Origin of the sequence: Anabaena sp. 4-3, assembly GCF_001597745.1 — a bacterium.
GTDB lineage: Bacteria > Cyanobacteriota > Cyanobacteriia > Cyanobacteriales > Nostocaceae > Trichormus.
The window spans coordinates 315,525-332,281 of record NZ_LUHJ01000061.1 but is presented as its reverse complement, the minus strand read 5'-3'; the positions used below and the strand labels follow the sequence as shown (position 1 = coordinate 332,281).

Sequence of the window (16,757 nt, the reverse complement as noted above, 5' to 3'; positions counted from 1 at the left end):
GACTCAGCACTCATTACTCATCACTGGGCTGGGGGTGTAACGACTGGTTGGGTAACGCTGGGCTTGATAATGATGGGCAAAATAGCGGGTGTCTGTCCCTGCTGCTGATTATTGCCAATGGCTTGATTTTGCCTCTCTCGGAATGCTTTTGCTGCTTCATCAAGTTGTTCACCTTGCTGACTAGCATTCCATGAGCTAGTGCCGAAGGTGGCTTGATGTATCAGGTTAAACATATTGAAATTGCCAGAGCTAAAGTCGAGATTATTTTGTTGCTCTGAATTATTGCCACCAGCATCGACAGTGCCTAGTTGAGCAAAGCTAGGCTGGGAAGCAAAGGTAATACCAGCGATGCTGGCTAAGAAAAGTTTAGTAACTGTTGAAATTGATTTTTGCATAGATTCCTTTCACACCATCCTGCTTTTATCTTATGCAAGAGTTCGGCGAAGTTGGGGCTGAATGCTCAACAAAGCTACTACAGCAAAGCCGAACAAGATTAATAATGCGCCACCAAAGGTAATATCACCCCAAGGAGCTTGCATGACTACGTTTCCTAAACTCCACTCACTGTGAGTGTAGAGATAGCGAATTGGTTCAATGGCGTAACTCAGAGGGTTGAGGGTAGCGACAACTTGCAACCACTTGGGCATGAAAGATAAAGGTGCTAAGGCTGTGCTGGCAAACAGTAAGGGCAGGTTAGTGACGAAAATTACAGCAATTAATTCAATGTGTCCAGGTAGGGCAAAAGCCAAACCCAAAGAAATTGCTGTTACACCCAAGGCTAACAGAAATACGATGAGTGCGATCGCACCCAATCCCGCTACATCGGGTAGTCCTGCGCCGAGAAATGCTGCTGCACCAACTATTACGGCTGCTTGCAGTAAGCTTTGGCTGACAATAAAGATTGCCGAAGCGAAGACAATGGAAAACCGGGAAGCTAAAGGAGCGACTAACAAGCGATTCAAAAAGCCGAATTCCCGGTCAAACATCACAGGTAAGCCAGCATTTAAAGCCCCAGCAAAGGCGGTAAATACGATGACACCAGCCGCTAAAAACTGTCCGTAATTTGTCGTACTGCCAAATAAACCTTTAGGTGCATTTTGGAACAACGCACCAAACAACACCAACCACATTACAGGCTGAATAATCCCAGCCAATAAAGTCGAGGGGCGGCGTTGTAATTGAATAAATAAACGACGAGTTAAAGCCAGGGTTTCTTGGACTATTTCACCCAAAAAGTTAGGTGCAGCAGGTGAGTAGTCTTGAGGTGCTGTAATTTGTTGCCAATTGATATCAGATTTAGGGGTTACACTCATAATGATTTTGGGAATAGGGCATTGGGAATAGGGCATTGGGCATTGGGAATAGAGAATAGGGAATAGGGTATTGATCACCCAGTCCCCAGTCCCCAGTCCCCAATCCCTATCTCATATTCTGCTTTTTCTCAGCTTTAGGATCACGGTTGGCGACTGCTGCTAGTTCTGCATCTAAAAGGGTGCGTCCTGTAGCTGCCAGATAAACATCATCTAGGCTGGGACGGGATTGAGCAATGCCAAAAATGGGTAAACCTGCATCATTGAGCGATTGCTGAATGGTAATCAAGGCATCATTTTGCGGTTGGACTACCAAGTTGAGGGAATTACCTTGAGCCGTGTTGATGATGATTTCTTGGACAAATGGCAAGGTTTGTAGCAGGGCTTTGGCTGTTTCTGCTTCTTGGGTGGGGGAAAATTCGCGGATACGTAAGGTGATGCGATCGCCCCCTACTTTGTCTTTTAACTGTGAGGGTGTACCATTGGCGATGACAACACCACGGTCAATAATGGCGACGCGATCGGCTAATGCGTCAATCTCTTCGAGATAATGACTGGTAATCACCACCGTTGTCCCAGCCGCCCGCAACTTCCGCAGGAATTCCCATACCACAAAACGGCTTTCTATGTCAAGTCCCACAGTCGGCTCATCTAGCACCAAAACATCCGGTGCATGAAGTAACCCAGCCGCCAAGTCTAGACGCTTGCGTAAACCGCCAGAGTAAGTTCCGGTTTTTTTATCGGCGTATTCTTGTAAACCGAGTAAGTCTAAAACTGTCTCAATTCGCTGTTTGGCTACTGCGCCTGGGAGATGATAAAGGGCGGCTTGCAATTGCAGCAGTTCTCTTCCAGTCAGCACTTTATCTAAGGCGACTTCTTGAGCTACATAGCCTAGCCGTTGTCTGGCTACTCTGGGGTTATCCAATACAGAAATCCCAGATACTTCGATTTTACCTGCATCTGGAGTTGTGAGGGTACACAAAGCACGCAGAGTGGTTGTTTTACCAGCACCGTTAGGGCCTAGTAAACCAAAGATTTCTCCTGACTCTACTTGAAAGGATACGTCTTTGACAGCTTCAACAGTGCCGTAGCGTTTTTGTAGATTTTGAATTAAAACGGCGGGAGCCATCACAGCTAATCCCTAACTATACAATTCGCAATATATATCTATTCTAGTGGAGTGGTGCGAAGTGAAAGCGATCGCCTTGATACTACTGCTTGAGGTTAGCGAGTTTAGCTAAACAGGTCGGGGTACTTCAGGAAAGTTCAGGTGGTCTCAAATTTGTAAAGTTAGTAGCAGCATAGTGCTTGTCTATCATCTTTGTGGATGTTCCAGTCCATCGCCCGATTGCTGTGCTGTTAATATGTGACTCTACGCACAAACTGATAAAAGTATGTCGTGTCTGGTAGCTCTTACGATAGGAAATCCCACATTTAGCTAAGATTGTCTTCCATGCACGATTAGAAAAGTTGTGTTGGTCGAGAAATTTTCCTTTTGGACTGTTGACATACTCCCCACCCTAAAAGGGTGGGGATTCTGGGGTCAAACAGCGATTGCTGGCATAGCCAGTCTCACATCACCTAACCCAATGGTTGATGCCCCAACCATTTGAATATTTTTAGCAGCATTTTCATCACGTCCATTCACGGAATTACATGATGGACAACGCCACTGTCTAACAGATAAATCTAGATTTTCTAGAACATAGCCACAACAAGAACAAGTTTTACTTGATGGATACCACTGGTCTATATAAACTACTTGTTTATTTTTCTTCTTGGCAACCCATTCTAGTATTTTCAGAAATTCCCCAAAAGCCAAGTCTGATATTTTTCTACCCCAAAGTCGTTGCATTCCCTTGAGGTTCAGGGTTTCAAAACACAAAATATCAAACTTATTAGTTAAGATGTGAGCTAACTTCCAAAACCAATCACGTCTGCGGTTACAAACATCTTCGTGTCTACGAACTAAATTCTTTCTAGCTCTTTCTCTGTTGTTTGAACCTTTCATCTTTTTGGAGTGATTTTTGCTGGCTTTCTTGATGGTGTTTAGAGATTGTTTTAAAAATTCCGGTGAATCAATCTTAGTTCCGTCAGAGCAGTTTAGGAAAGCTTTAAGTCCAAAATCAAACCCCGCTATTTTACCAGTCATTGATTTGATTTCTGGTTCTGGCTCATTATCGACTACAATAACCATAAACATTTCACCTAATGCAGTCCGTTTAATGGTCAGTGTTTTAATTTTCCCTTCTATTTCTCTAGACTTCCAAAATTGATATATCCGGTTTCCAATTTTTACTCTATTCCCACCCAGAAATTTATAACCAGCCTGTTTAAGGGTGAATGATTTGTACTTTTTGACCTTTTTAAATCCCGGTGGTCTAACTCCTTTTTTGTTGTGTTTAAAGAATAATTGGTATGCTTTTTCAATTCTCTGGCAAATATCTTGTACTGCTTGAGAACCTACTGATTGCCAAAAAGAATTATGTTTTCTTAATTTGGCAATATGTGACTGAAATTTTGCACAGTTTAAGTGTTTACCCCACATCCGGTAGTACCGTTTATGTAGAGCGATGCAATGGTTGTAGATTACCCCTGCGGTGTTAATCATCCGTTTGAGGTATCTATTCCTTTTGTGTTCGTACAGCTTAAACTTTAGTGTTTTCATGCTATCCTTATAGCACAACTGGATAGCCATTGGGTAGATATATTCAATGAAAGAAAGATTAAGTATTCGAGTTAATCCAGAAAGGCTTGAAAAACTCAGAAGGGTTGCCAAGCAAAAACGCAAAACAATGACTCAGTTAATTGAAGACTGGATTGATAGACTTCAGGAAGAAAAGCCGTCCTAGAAGGACGAGGCTTTAGACCCAGTTTCTTGGTAAAATCTTTAGCGAAGGTACTAGGACTAACTTGAGGTTTTTTGAACTCGCTATACTTCTCCCAAAGTTCGTCTAAATCCGGTTTGGGCTTCTTGATGGGTGTAATGGATGTAATCGTACTCAGAACAGAATGAGGTTGGTACTTCTGTAGAGTTAAGTCCAATTCCTTGCAGAGTATATCTTGCTCAATCTCAGATGCCTTAGTTTCAGCTAATTTTCGGTTACTTGGTGTATCAGTTAAACCCGTAGATATGTAATAACGCTTCCCCTCATATCTGAACCTTAACTGCAACCGCTCATGAGAGTTAATGATGGAGACAGAACCCCTAGATGCCCGATCTGTAGAAGTCTGAGAGAACATCGCTTTAAAAGGTGTAATTATGCTTCTACTCTAACTCTTTTACACCCAAATTTACACCCAATTTACACCCAATTTTGCTTTCCAGCCAGCCTAAACACTACATCTGTTCTCTAAATCTCAGTCTTTTACACCCAATTTACACCCAATTTACACCCAATTTTGGTTTCCAACCCCACTAACTATAAATCAAAAACCCCTTGAAACCTTTAGTTTCAAGGGGTTTTGAGGAGTGCCAGGAACCGGACTTGAACCGGTGACACGAGGATTTTCAGTCCTCTGCTCTACCAACTGAGCTATCCCGGCGAGGGCTTTTTGTTTGCTTTATTTGCTTGCCACGATTACTAATCTTAGCGAACTAAAAATGATTTGACAAGGGGTTGCGGAAAAAAATTATGCTGATTTCCAACGCCACTTAACCCAGGTGAAAACAGCCACGAATAAAAGAAACTGGACAAGCACTATACTAGGGCCTGATGCGAGGTTAAAAGCACCGGATACGACTATACCCGCAATGCTGCTACTCGAACCGACTATCATTGATATCCAGAGAAAGCGGCTAAAGTGGTGACTCATTAATTTGGCTGTGGAAGCAGGTATGACTAAAAAGGCGTTGACTAGCAAAACCCCCACAGCTTTAATCGCTACAGCTACAGCTAATGACAGCAAGACTACAAACCCATAGCGGTAAAGTTGGACGGGAATACCTTGGACTTTTGCTACATCTAGGTTGAGGGTTAACAAAATTTGCTGTCTGAGGGTTGATAGTAAGAAGATACTACTGGCTACCAGCACAAGCAGCGTCAAAATCAAGTCTGTGGTATCTATAGCCAGAATATCGCCAAACAACACACCCATTAAGTTACCGCGATACCCTTGAATAAGACTGGCAAGAATCACACCGATCGCTAATGCTCCTGAGAGAATGATACTGAGTACGCTATCGCTGGCTAAATCGGTTTTATCAATTACGTACAGGACTATCACACCAAAAACCAACGTAAAGGGCAACAGCATCCAAGTTGGATTTAACTGTAGCAGCACTCCCAAGGCTACACCTACCAAGGCTGCATGGCTAACAGCATGACTGAAAAATGATAACTGTCGTAAAATCACAAAACCGCCTAGCAAACCCCCCAGCACACCCATCAACACCGCACCGGCGATCGCACGCTGCATAAAGGGAAACTGTAACAAACTCATCAAGTCAGACCCACTGGTTACAGCTAACCAATTCATCTGGTAATCATAAATTCGATACATCAAGTTATATTTTTACAATTTTTAATAGTCAATATAGAGTATATAATTATTTATGTTTATAGGATTAAGCACAAATTTCTCAACAAAAAATCAAATTATTCTTCACATTTTTTCATATAAATGATTTGAGTTCAATTAACCATAATGATTCAATCGAAAGTCAGGTGGAGTATAGATATCGATAGTAGTATTGAGCAAAAATTAGCAGATGAGGTTCTCACTACTGACAAAGCCCAGCGCATGGCAGATTTTTTTAGCTTTTTGGGAGATGCAAATCGCCTGAGAATTCTGTCTTTTTTAGCGAAAAAAGAACTGTGTGTAGGCGATTTAGCCGCATTACTAGAAATGAGTGAATCTGCTGTTTCGCATCAGCTACGCAACTTACGGGCTATGCGTTTAGTGAGTTACCGCAAACAAGGACGAAATGTGTTTTATCGTCTGCACGATAATCATATTTTTCATCTTTATCAGGCGGTAGCTGAACACTTAGATGAAAAAGATGAATAATCAAGTTTGCAGAATCAGGACTGACGCTACTGGTACATTAGTAGGGTGCGTCAGATGTCACAAATCTGTCGAGAGTTAGCAAATAATCTACTCTGACGCATCCTACAAGAGTCTGGGAAGAATCTTTAGTGATGATGCTGGTAACGGCTAAATCCAGGCCCATAAGTTGCTAACAGGTTTTGTGGGGAAAGCGCAACTTCTGGCTGCCCAGTACAAACAACGGTTTGGTTTAAGCACAGGACGCGATCGCAGTGCCGACTGACCATATCAATATCATGGGAAACTTGTAATACAGTCCAACCCTCTTGTTGCTTTAATTCATGCAGTAAAGCATAAAAATCTGCTGCACCTTGCATATCAACGCCAGCAAAGGCTTCATCTAATATCAAGAGTTTTCTCGGCATCACCAAACAATAAGCTAGCAACACCCGCTTCAGTTGTCCACCACTGAGAGTCCCAATAGCTTGATTTTGCAAATGGTAAGTATCAGTTCGCCTTAAAGCTTCCGTAACTGCTATTGATTTCTCTCGGTTTTGGGTACCTAGTCTAGATAAAAAGAAATAATTATGCTGATTTTGGTCTTGAGATACCCATCCTAGCCCTACCAACTCCTTCACAGAAATGGGAAAACTGCGATCAAAAATCAAATTTTGCGCCATGTAACCTAAAAGATGGCGTAAACTTCCTAGCCTAGCTATGGGACGACCAAAAATTTCAATCCTACCGCTACTGCGGGGAATTAAATCTAAAACTGCTTTTACCAAAGTGCTTTTACCAGCACCATTAGGCCCTACTATAGCTGTATCCGTACCTGGCATGATTTCAAAAGAAACATCCCGAATAGCTAAATAACTACCTTGATATACAGTTAATCCCTCAACTTTGAGAATTGGCGATGTCATCTTCCTGGGTGATTAGTTGGTAACTTAGCTTACGCCGTTTTGAGATGCGAATTGCTGCGACGTGGTTGTGATGATGGATAATTAAGAACTAATAGTTACTGACAAGCTGCTGCTAGATTTTGTAAGTTGCTTCTCATCGCCTCGAAATAATATTGTGGGTTTTGTTCGCCAGATTCCAAAGTGTTGAGCGATCGCAAAGTTAACTTCAAATCTTGGGATAAACTCTTGAGTAATTTATTGTCTATTCCTGGTTCGCCAAACAAGGCTTTAACATTGTACTTTCTAACTGCATTTATGGTATTCTGCACATCGGCGGGAGAAAGCTGATCTTCAGGAATTTCTACTACAGCTACTTGTTTGAGGTTATACCTTTGTGCTAGATATGGATAGGCATCATGAAAGGTGACAAACGTACAGTTAGGCGTTTTTTGTAATGTCTGCTGAAATTCGTTATTCAGATTTTCTAATTCTTGAATATAAGCCGCCGCATTAGCTTCATAAGTAGCTTGATTAGCTGGGTCAGCAGTAATTAATCCATCACGAATATTTGTGACTTGCTGTTTTGCTAAAACCGGATCTAGCCAAACATGGGGATTACCTTCCGCATGGTTATGGTCATGGCTGTGTTCGCTTTTTGTAGCTTTGACAACTGGTGAGATTTCATTTACCGGTTTAATGGCAGCACTGGCGTTAATTTCTTTTAATTTGCTATTTTGGGCATTTTTGACTATATCTGTAAGAAATTCTTCTAATCCTAACCCATTTTTGACTAATACATCAGCTTGAGCGATCGCCTGGACATTTGCTGGTGTCCCTTGATACTCATGTACATCCACATTTGGCGGTATTAAAAGTTCTACATCTGCGGCATCCCCAGCCACCGCTTTGGTAAACAAATACATGGGTAAAATTGTCGCTACTACTTTAGTCTTCGGCTGTTGTACTGATGGCTGGGCGGCTGATTGGGCTGTTGGTGACTGTTCGGTAGCTGTTCCCTGATTGGTATTTGATTGGTTACAGCCAACTGCCAATGACAACATTAGCAAAGTCATTAAGGATAGAAGCCCATTTTGTAGTCTACCTTTTCTCAGTCCGACATGATTCCGAATCACAGTTTTCCCCCGCAAAAATGCCAACACTGATTATACTGTAAATTATAATAATTCTCATTCTCATAAAATTTCCCTCAACCTTGTTTGTTACCACCAACAAGGTTGGTAGGTGGTGACTACTGGACTATTTGCCCCAAAAAATATTAATAAATATTAAGTTATATATTTTTAATAAATGATGAATTATTGATTTTTCTTGTGACAAAATTTGCTCAGTGCTGGTAATATTTGAAAAATAGTTGTAAAAAAATAGATGCTGTCAATAGCTTGGTAAAGGTATAACCAAGCTAAAAGAAGTTTGAAATAGGTGTGAGGAGAAAAATGCAAACTTCATGGAAATATTTGCTGGCTAGCCCAGTATTTTGCAGTATGATACTGCTGTTTGGTAATCAATCTTTTGCCGAAGAAGTATCTGTTAATACAGAAATAAATCCAACCTCCAGCGTTGCCAATCCAGAGATTAAGTCTGAAAGTAACTCTCAACAGCAAGACTTGGCGCAAGTGACATCAGTATCGCAACTATCAGATGTCCAGCCCACAGACTGGGCTTTCCAAGCATTGCAATCATTGGTAGAAAGATATGGTTGTATAGCAGGTTATCCGAATCAGACATATCGTGGTAATCGTGCCTTAACAAGATACGAGTTCGCGGCTGGTTTGAACGCTTGTCTTGACCGGGTGAATGAATTAATTGCTACCGCTACAGCTGATCTGGTAACAAGAGAAGATTTAGCGAGACTGCAAAAGCTACAAGAAGAATTTTCCGCAGAACTGGCGACACTTAGAGGAAGAGTAGACGCGCTAGAAGCTAGAACTTCTGAGTTAGAAGCCAATCAATTTTCCACCACCACCAAACTACAAGGACAAGTTGTCGGCGTGGTGAGTGATGTATTGTCAGGCGATCGCGTTAACAATGCGGAAATTACAGACAATAATACGACTCTGGGATACAGGGCAAGGGTAGAATTTGTCACCAGCTTTACAGGTAAAGATACTCTGTTCACCAGAATCCAAGCGAATAATATCTTTACTCCTACCATTAACACCCCAGAAGGCAACCTGTTTTTTGCTAGTGCTGCACCCAATAATAACGCTGCTATAGATGCCTTATGGTACGGATTTCCTTTAAGCCAGAACACGGAAGTAAAATTAATTGCTAACGCAGGTGCAGCAGACGACCTCACCAGCACCGTCAACTTGTTTGATGGAGATGGTGGTTTTGGTGCTATATCTACCTTTGGTACACGTAACCCAATTTATAGTCAGATCGGTGGGACAGGATTAGGTGTTACCCATCAATTTGGTGATAGATTGGCATTAAGTTTAGGTTATTTGACTCCTACAGCTAATGACCCAACACCGAAGAATGGGTTATTTGATGGTGCTTATGGTGCATTGGCACAGCTGACAGTTAAACCGAGCGATCGCTTCACCGTAGGATTAACATATATCAACTCCTACAAACAGCCACTACTCACAGGTAGTAATGCTGCAACCTTCCAAGATTTAGCAACAGCCCAAGGACTAACAGATGTAGCATATTCCAGCAATTCTTACGGTGTTCAAGCATCCATCGGCCTCAGTGATAAATTGGTACTAGGTGGTTGGGCTGGCTATACAACAAGCCGCACCTTAACAGGACAACGTGGAGATATTGACATCTGGAACTATGCCGTTACTCTAGGCTTCCCCGACCTGGGTAAAAAAGGTAACTTAGGCGGTATTATCGTCGGTATGGAACCAAAAGTTACCAGTTCCAACGTTGCCGCCGTGCCGGAAGATAGAGATACTTCCTACCATATTGAGGCATTCTATCAATATAAGGTCAGTGACAATATCACTATCACACCCGGAGTTATCTGGCTGACAGCACCAGACCATAACGATAACAATGATAATGTGGTGATTGGTGCGCTGAGAACTACCTTTAGTTTCTAATTTTCCCAAATAACACAAAAAAAGACCAGCTTCCCACAGCTGGTCTTAAAAAATTAATTCGCGTTGTCTTCTCAATAGAGTTAAAACCCGGTTGCGAGTTCCCAAAATGCAACGGGCAACTTTTCTTAACAATATTGTAACAGGGTACACACTTTTTTAGAAAAAATTTATTAAAAAAAGATAACCCTGACAAAAGTTAACCTCTATCTTTCAGAATAATTCAAAAAGTCATTGGGGAGAGATATAGGAGAAACGGTTTTCTGGTAGCAGTGAGGATGCTGTGATGCGAATTACTTAGCGATAGGTAATACTAAGCCTTCAGAGCCTAATAGTGTATTGGGGAAAGCTAGATTTACTTCCTTTTGTACCTTGTCGAGAAAATCATCATCGTCATCTGGGTGATGATGAGAAATAATTAACTGTTTCGCATTTGCCTTCTGAGCTATTTCTACGGCAACTTGCCAAAGGGTATCCGCACAGTCATGATCATGGGATGTTGGTGGGGTGTAAGTGGCATTAGCAATGAGTAAATCCACATCTTGAACAAGTTGTAAAATATTCTCTCGTTCTATTTGCTCTATGCGGTTACTTAAATCTGTCACATAAGCAACATGATAGTTTTGCCAGCTTACCCGATAGCCAATGGAACGGTGAGTCTGATTAATTAATTTTGTGGTAATTGTGACATCATCTAACTTAACTTCACTACTGGGAGTGAGATAGTAAAACTGTAATTCCGACTGCATTACCTGTAGAGGATAGGGAAAATATGGTTGCAGCATTTGGTCATACAGACATTGTTTAATAGAGGCTCCATTGGAAGCAGCCGCACCGTAAATATGAAACGAATTTTCTGCAATAAAGGCGGGTGCAAAAAAGGGAAACCCCTGAATGCGATTTGTCTGGGAATTGGTAAAAAATAAATGGGCTTGTATTGGCTGTTGCAAGTGCTGCCAAGTTTTCCCCAGGATGCGTAAACCAGTACCACCATCAAAAATTAAGTTTTTACCAGCTACGTGGATTTCTACACAAGCAGTGTTACCGCCATAACGGCCGGTGTTGCTACCTGGGGTGGGAATCAAACCCCTGACACCCCAAAATTTGACTACAAAATCACCCGCTAAGTTACTTGGTGATTTAGTAGACTGTTCAGATAGGTAGACCTGGGAACCTGACAGCTCAAGATTTGACATTTTCTTTCAATTTAGACCTTAGTGAGCAGGTCGTCATAGTGTCGCACTTCTAAAAGTCGGTTGTGTTCGTCCACAATGACTACTGTAGGAGTGTAATTTTTTAACTCTTCTGGTGTGAACTGCCCGTAAGTCATTATAATCACGCGATCGCCGATCATGCCTAGACGGGCAGCAGCCCCATTTAATTCAATAATTCCTGAATGGGCTGGTGCTGGTATAGCATAAGTAATGAACCGCTCACCATTAGCACTATTCACTACTTGCACTTGCTCGTATGGTAAGATGCCAGCTTTTTCTAACAAAATTTTATCGATGCTAATACTACCTACATAATTGATGTTTGCTCCGGTGAGGGTGCAATTGTGAATTTTTGCTAAAAGGATAGTACGCTGCATTTCGGTTTGAGGTTATGTGGCAATTTGTGGAATTCGCAACCAGCACAAGTGTGTTTGCTGTTATGTGACTGGAGTGAGTTCTGTTTCGGCTTGTTCAACTCAACTCATGATCAGTTGAGATACTGGTAATTGGGAAAGTCAAAAGTAAAAGTCAACAGTAAAATTTATCTGGATTTTGTGTTTTACTGGTTCACTTTTTACTTTAGTCTTACCCATTACCAATTGCCCACTATCCTTTATAAGCTTTGATCGACGTTTCGACTAGAGGAGCTACCTTGTCAGCATCCTGCCAACCGAGAATTTCAGTAACTTTTTTTTCCAAATTTTTATAACTACGGAAAAACTCAGCAATTTCGTCTAAACGGTGTGGTGCTATGTCTTTCAAGGATTTTACGTGAGCGTAGCGTGGATCTTTGTCTGGTACACACAGAATTTTTTCATCGCGATCGCCACCGTCAACCATTTCCAAGAAGCCAATCGGTCTTGCAGGAATGATACAACCGGGGAAAGTTGGCTCATCCATGATAACCATACCATCTAAAGGATCACCATCATCAGCCAGGGTGTTAGGGATGAAACCATAATCATAGGGATATTTTACCGAAGAATACAGTACCCGGTCTAGAGCAAAGGCTTGTAAGTCTTTGTCAAACTCGTATTTATTTTTACTTCCGCCGGCAATTTCAATCAGAACGTTGATTACACCGGGTTTTGGCTGGGCTGGAATACGGGATAAGTCCATAAAAATCTTTTGGGTATCTAAGTGTGTATGGGGAACATACTCCCCGTGTAGAATTTTATGGCCTAGATGGACACATCAATTCAAAATTCTCTCATTCAAAATTCGGGAATGGGGACTCTTGACTCTTGATTGGGGATTGGAAAAGAAGAATTGGGGTTCTTTGCAGGGGGAAAGAACTTTCCCCGTTTCTCTCTGCCCCCCTGCTTCCTCATCTCCCCTACACCCCTAAACCCACCCAAATTAAAAAGCGTTACGACAAACATCGCAACGCTTTCCGTTAGTTCCTGAGAAGGATCTGCCCCCTGAATGCACAAAAAACACTAAATCTGTGCCAAGAACGCAGATTTAGCTCATGGTTGTTGATCTACATACAAAAATGCTGGCTCAAAACTTGCTTTCTCCATTTTTGTTGGAACTTTAGGCTGCTGAAATCTCACATTCATCTGTGTGTTGGTTGTCTATCGCTCACCTCGCGGAAGTTCATAAGTCATGGGTTGCTGACTATTTGGAACATCAGTTGAATAATGGGCAATGACAAACACAGGTAGCGTAAGAGTAACTACAGCTATCAATGTTCCCAGAATGTCTGCCAAACGATGGGAATACGTGTCGGGAGGGTTGGCAGACTGGCTATCTGAATTCATACAGAATTGGAGTTAATCACAATTGATTGTTAGGTTTACTCTCTAGTCGAGAGTTTCAATACTATTTTAGCTATTTTTTCTTGTAAAATGTATAGCCGTCAAAAACATTAACCTGTTTCGCAAGTGTGATAGTTGTACTTTTAGACTCGGTAATCTTGATACCAAAAGGGTTATGAACATTTTTGGCTAGCTTGACTCAACAATATGTTAAAATTTATAGTAAGGATTAACTTTTTTTAGGTTAAGCAGAGATTAAGTCAAAGACATAATTAGTAAGATTTTTTTCTTTGGTGGTAGATTAATTATCTACCTTGATGGTGTCAGAGTCCAAAGAGGTTACATTCCAAAATACTTTGTCTACGCCACTTGTAGCGGTTCATCATTTTCAGGATAATGATTAACATCCCGAAATATTGCTGAAATCAAGTATTTTTTTGTCACTATTCAACACAAGTAAATCTGAAGAAATACAAAACTCTAGAAACATCAGTCAACACAATTTTGAACATCAGAAAAGCAACCGCATAAATACAGATAAAATACCCGTAGTGGTGAGAAAGAAGTCAGTAATCACACCAAAAAATTATTTCTAAATCGTAATTAATAAATTTACGTGATATTACTTCTATTTTGTCAATCTACACATAGGTAGAGTAAAAATACTTTTGGCTGTTAACCCAGGATAGAGGGTAGGGGGAGGAAGCGGAGGAAGCGGAGGAAGCGGAGGAAAAAAACTCATGACTAATGACTAATGACTAATGACTAATGACTAATGACTAATCAGGGGAAAACCGCCGCTAGAGGGCGGTTTGGTTAAGCAATCGGAGGGTAATCTCTAGACTACTCTCCTGAATGGGAGATTGTTGTAACAGAGCTTGCACTTGCTTTTGGTGAGATGTTCAAGACAAGCACATTAGTAGAGTGTGTCAGATGTCAAAAATCTGTTTAAGTTTGCCAAATTATCTTTTCTGATGCACCCTACAAAAACATCAGATGTTCCAGACAACCTACTGTTTAGCATAGGCAGTCATGGGTTCTTTGATAAAACGGATATAAAAATGTTTGAACGTAGACTTGATGACTCTGGGCATAGCAAAGTCAATAGGCATGAGCTTGTCTGGCAGCCGCCAATCTGCAATTTTTAATAAATCAGGATGTAAATTAGGGAAATCAATCTCAGCTAGTTCTGGGCAAACTCCTAACCTTTGGGAAGCTGCAACGGTGGGGACTTGCTGCGGTGGTACATTGAGAATTTCTACCATTGCCCTGTCTAGGGCGAAGACATTTGATGATGCGGCTAATATACCCAAAGGACGAGGTTCGCCGCCACTGGGGCCATTGCCTTCATGACCGATGATGCCGTCTAAAATAGTTAAGTCTGGATTAATAGCCTTAGCAGTTTCAACTAACATCTCACCGAAACGGTTGGCATCTTTTCCGGCTTCCATGTGCCACCATGCTTTCATTTTGCCGGGAACACAACCAAACAGGTTTTTGACTGCCAAAGTTAAGGTTAATTGGGTATGAGACTTAACTTTAGGGAGATTAATCACTACATCTGCTTCTATTGCTTCTTTACAGAGTAGTAGGTGATTAAAATTTTCGCTCACGGTTTGGTAACGCTGTCCGTGAAACTCAATGATAGGAAGATTTAATTCTTGGATGATTGGCTGATAACCATTGGCTATAGCTACACCTTTAGCACTACCAAAAGCGGGACTATCTCCTAAAAATGGTTTGCCACCTGCGGCAATTACCATCTGAGCAACCGCATAAACCAATTCAGCGCGGGTAGTACACTCTTTTGTGGGACGCGAACCTGTGAGTAAATTAGGTTTGAGTAAGACGCGTTGCCCTGGTTTGACAAAAGCCGCCATTCCGCCAAAGGGTTCTAGCAAGGTAACTAAAGATTCCCTTAAAGCATCTTTTTCGTAAGAATTAGCCCGGATGAGGCTGACAGATGGTTTTTGGTTTTGCATGGGTATTGATGTGAGTGGAGTTGATGAGGAAGATGAGGAAGCAGGGGGAGCAGGGAAGCGGAGGAAGCGGAGGAAGCGGAGGAGCGGAGGAAGAATAACTGTTACCCAGTCCCCAGTCCCTAGCCCCCTACAATACTGCTCATCTGTTCTAGATTTAACACAGTAGCTAGTTCTGCTTCACTCATTAGCCCTTTTTCTAAAACTATCTGTCTGAGAGATTTGCCTGTTTCTAAGGATTCTTTGGCGACGGCGGCGGCGTTTAAATAACCAATATGGGTGTTAAGTGCGGTGACTAATGCTAAACTGCCTTCGGCGTAAGCTAAACAACGTTCTTTGTTGGCGGTAATTCCTTCTATGCAGCGTTGTGTGAGGGCGGCGATAGTATTACCAAGAATTTCGATACTGTGAATCAGGTTATAGGCAATTAACGGCATCATCACGTTTAATTCTAATTGTCCGGCTTGGGCGGCAAGTGCGATCGCATTGTCGTAACCCATTACCTGAAAACACACCATCGATGTCATCTCTGCCATCACGGGGTTATACTTTCCTGGCATAATCGAAGAACCAGGTTGTACTGGGGGTAATTGAATTTCTTTTAAACCAGTTTTTGGCCCGGAGTCCATTAACCGCAAATCATGGGAAATTTTGGCTAAATCCTGGGCTAAGTTCCGTAATGCGCCAGAAACGTTGACGAATGGGGCCATGCTTTGCATTGCTGCCATGAGATGGGGCGCAGGTTGTAGAGGTAATTCTAGTAATTCTGAGAGAACTTCTACTACACGGGTGCGATATTCAGGATGGGTATTTAAGCCAGTACCAGCCGCACTACCTCCTAAACCTAATACCATTAAATCCCCAGAGGCGGTGTAAATGCGGTTTTGGTGTTCTGATAAAATTTGCGCCCAAGCGCGGAAGTTTTCACCTAAGCGCACGGGTACAGCATCTTGTAAGTGGGTTCTGCCAGATTTAACAATATCTTGAAATTCTACAGCTTTGTTTTCTAAGGCGGCGATCGCTTTTTCTAAGGCTGGGTGTAATGTCCTCGCCAGTGCTAACAAACCACCAATCCTAATTGCTGTGGGGATGACATCGTTGGTAGACTGTCCATAGTTTACATGATCGTTGGGGCTAACTCGTTTGTAATTCCCCTTGTCTTCGCCGAGAATTTCTAAAGCGCGATTTGCTAAAACTTCGTTAACGTTCATGTGGTGGGAAGTTCCCGCACCAGCTTGATAGACATCAACCACAAACTGCTCGCGTAACTTCCCGGCTAGAATTTCATCAGTGGCTTTGACAATTGCTTGACTTATATCTTCGGGAATACAGCCGAGTTCACCATTGACTATTGCTGTAGCTTTTTTAATGAAAATACAGGCATCTACGTAAGTGGGTAAGGGTTTGATGCCGCTAATTGGGAAGTTTTCTATGGCTCTGAGGGTTTGAATACCGTAATAAACATTACTAGCAATTTGGCGATCGCCCATCGAGTCGCGCTCAATGCGAAAATCTGTGTTGTCTGTCATCTTAGT

The 16,757-nt window shown here is 41.9% G+C and carries 16 protein-coding genes, 1 tRNA gene and 1 pseudogene; 3 read left to right on the top strand and 15 right to left on the bottom strand.

What is annotated here, in order from left to right:
* Positions 1–20 precede the first annotated feature (20 nt).
* The 4 genes from A3775_RS16545 to A3775_RS16530 form a co-directional block, all read right to left on the bottom strand.
* Entirely contained in the window at positions 21–395 is a 375-nt protein-coding gene (locus A3775_RS16545; RefSeq protein ID WP_066375036.1) for a hypothetical protein, read from the bottom strand.
* 30 nt (positions 396–425) lie between these two features.
* Entirely contained in the window at positions 426–1,313 is an 888-nt protein-coding gene (locus tag A3775_RS16540; RefSeq protein ID WP_066425892.1) for an ABC transporter permease, read from the bottom strand.
* 106 nt (positions 1,314–1,419) lie between these two features.
* On the bottom strand, positions 1,420–2,439 hold the full coding sequence (locus tag A3775_RS16535) for an ABC transporter ATP-binding protein (RefSeq protein ID WP_066375042.1): 1,020 nt from the start codon (positions 2,437–2,439) through the stop codon (positions 1,420–1,422).
* A 414-nt stretch (positions 2,440–2,853) separates the two neighbouring features.
* Positions 2,854–3,978: an RNA-guided endonuclease TnpB family protein gene (locus A3775_RS16530; RefSeq protein WP_066425891.1), complete on the bottom strand. Its 1,125-nt coding sequence runs from the start codon at positions 3,976–3,978 to the stop codon at positions 2,854–2,856.
* 46 nt (positions 3,979–4,024) lie between these two features.
* Between A3775_RS16530 and A3775_RS24720 the strand changes: the two genes are divergently transcribed.
* The gene (locus A3775_RS24720) at positions 4,025–4,162 is read left to right on the top strand and encodes a hypothetical protein (protein WP_197480180.1); all 138 of its coding nucleotides are present in this window, start codon (positions 4,025–4,027) and stop codon (positions 4,160–4,162) included.
* A gap of 169 nt (positions 4,163–4,331) precedes the next feature.
* Here the strand turns inward: A3775_RS24720 and A3775_RS25085 are convergent.
* The 3 genes and pseudogenes from A3775_RS25085 to A3775_RS16515 all read right to left on the bottom strand — a co-directional run.
* Positions 4,332–4,553, bottom strand: a pseudogene (locus A3775_RS25085) (Arm DNA-binding domain-containing protein); the annotation flags it as partial.
* A 230-nt stretch (positions 4,554–4,783) separates the two neighbouring features.
* Positions 4,784–4,856: transfer RNA gene (locus tag A3775_RS16520), tRNA-Phe, on the bottom strand.
* A gap of 87 nt (positions 4,857–4,943) precedes the next feature.
* Positions 4,944–5,813 (bottom strand): metal ABC transporter permease, encoded by an 870-nt coding sequence (locus A3775_RS16515; protein ID WP_156481661.1) that lies wholly within the window; start codon positions 5,811–5,813, stop codon positions 4,944–4,946.
* A 144-nt stretch (positions 5,814–5,957) separates the two neighbouring features.
* Here A3775_RS16515 and A3775_RS16510 point away from each other — a divergent pair, with 144 nt between their 5' ends.
* Positions 5,958–6,320 carry a helix-turn-helix transcriptional regulator gene (locus A3775_RS16510; protein WP_066375052.1) on the top strand — a complete coding sequence of 121 codons (363 nt, stop codon included), beginning with the start codon at positions 5,958–5,960 and terminating at the stop codon, positions 6,318–6,320.
* Between the two features lie 125 nt (positions 6,321–6,445).
* On the opposite strand, the gene A3775_RS16505 is transcribed toward A3775_RS16510, so the two are convergent.
* Together A3775_RS16505 and A3775_RS16500 are read right to left on the bottom strand one after the other, a co-directional pair.
* Positions 6,446–7,222, bottom strand: coding sequence for a metal ABC transporter ATP-binding protein (locus A3775_RS16505; RefSeq protein WP_066375054.1), 777 nt, complete (start codon positions 7,220–7,222; stop codon positions 6,446–6,448).
* A 95-nt stretch (positions 7,223–7,317) separates the two neighbouring features.
* Positions 7,318–8,274, bottom strand: a complete 957-nt coding sequence (locus tag A3775_RS16500) for a metal ABC transporter substrate-binding protein (RefSeq protein ID WP_369817220.1) — start codon at positions 8,272–8,274, stop codon at positions 7,318–7,320.
* A gap of 381 nt (positions 8,275–8,655) precedes the next feature.
* Between A3775_RS16500 and A3775_RS16495 the strand changes: the two genes are divergently transcribed.
* A complete protein-coding gene (locus tag A3775_RS16495) occupies positions 8,656–10,272 on the top strand; it encodes an iron uptake porin (protein WP_066425886.1) in 1,617 nt (538 codons plus the stop codon).
* Positions 10,273–10,562: 290 nt separating this feature from the next.
* On the opposite strand, the gene A3775_RS16490 is transcribed toward A3775_RS16495, so the two are convergent.
* The 6 genes from A3775_RS16490 to A3775_RS16470 form a co-directional block, all read right to left on the bottom strand.
* The gene (locus A3775_RS16490) at positions 10,563–11,465 is read right to left on the bottom strand and encodes an MBL fold metallo-hydrolase (RefSeq protein WP_066375057.1); all 903 of its coding nucleotides are present in this window, start codon (positions 11,463–11,465) and stop codon (positions 10,563–10,565) included.
* Positions 11,466–11,476: 11 nt separating this feature from the next.
* Positions 11,477–11,860 (bottom strand): aspartate 1-decarboxylase, encoded by a 384-nt coding sequence (panD, locus tag A3775_RS16485; protein WP_066375058.1) that lies wholly within the window; start codon positions 11,858–11,860, stop codon positions 11,477–11,479.
* A gap of 229 nt (positions 11,861–12,089) precedes the next feature.
* Positions 12,090–12,602, bottom strand: coding sequence for an inorganic diphosphatase (locus A3775_RS16480; RefSeq protein WP_066375063.1), 513 nt, complete (start codon positions 12,600–12,602; stop codon positions 12,090–12,092).
* Between the two features lie 458 nt (positions 12,603–13,060).
* On the bottom strand, positions 13,061–13,246 hold the full coding sequence (locus A3775_RS23710) for a hypothetical protein (protein ID WP_015141024.1): 186 nt from the start codon (positions 13,244–13,246) through the stop codon (positions 13,061–13,063).
* Between the two features lie 1,007 nt (positions 13,247–14,253).
* Complete coding sequence (locus A3775_RS16475; RefSeq protein WP_066375066.1) at positions 14,254–15,225, bottom strand: DUF362 domain-containing protein; 972 nt, start codon at positions 15,223–15,225, stop codon at positions 14,254–14,256.
* Between the two features lie 119 nt (positions 15,226–15,344).
* Entirely contained in the window at positions 15,345–16,751 is a 1,407-nt protein-coding gene (locus A3775_RS16470; RefSeq protein ID WP_066375068.1) for an aspartate ammonia-lyase, read from the bottom strand.
* Between the last annotated feature and the right edge of the window lie 6 nt (positions 16,752–16,757).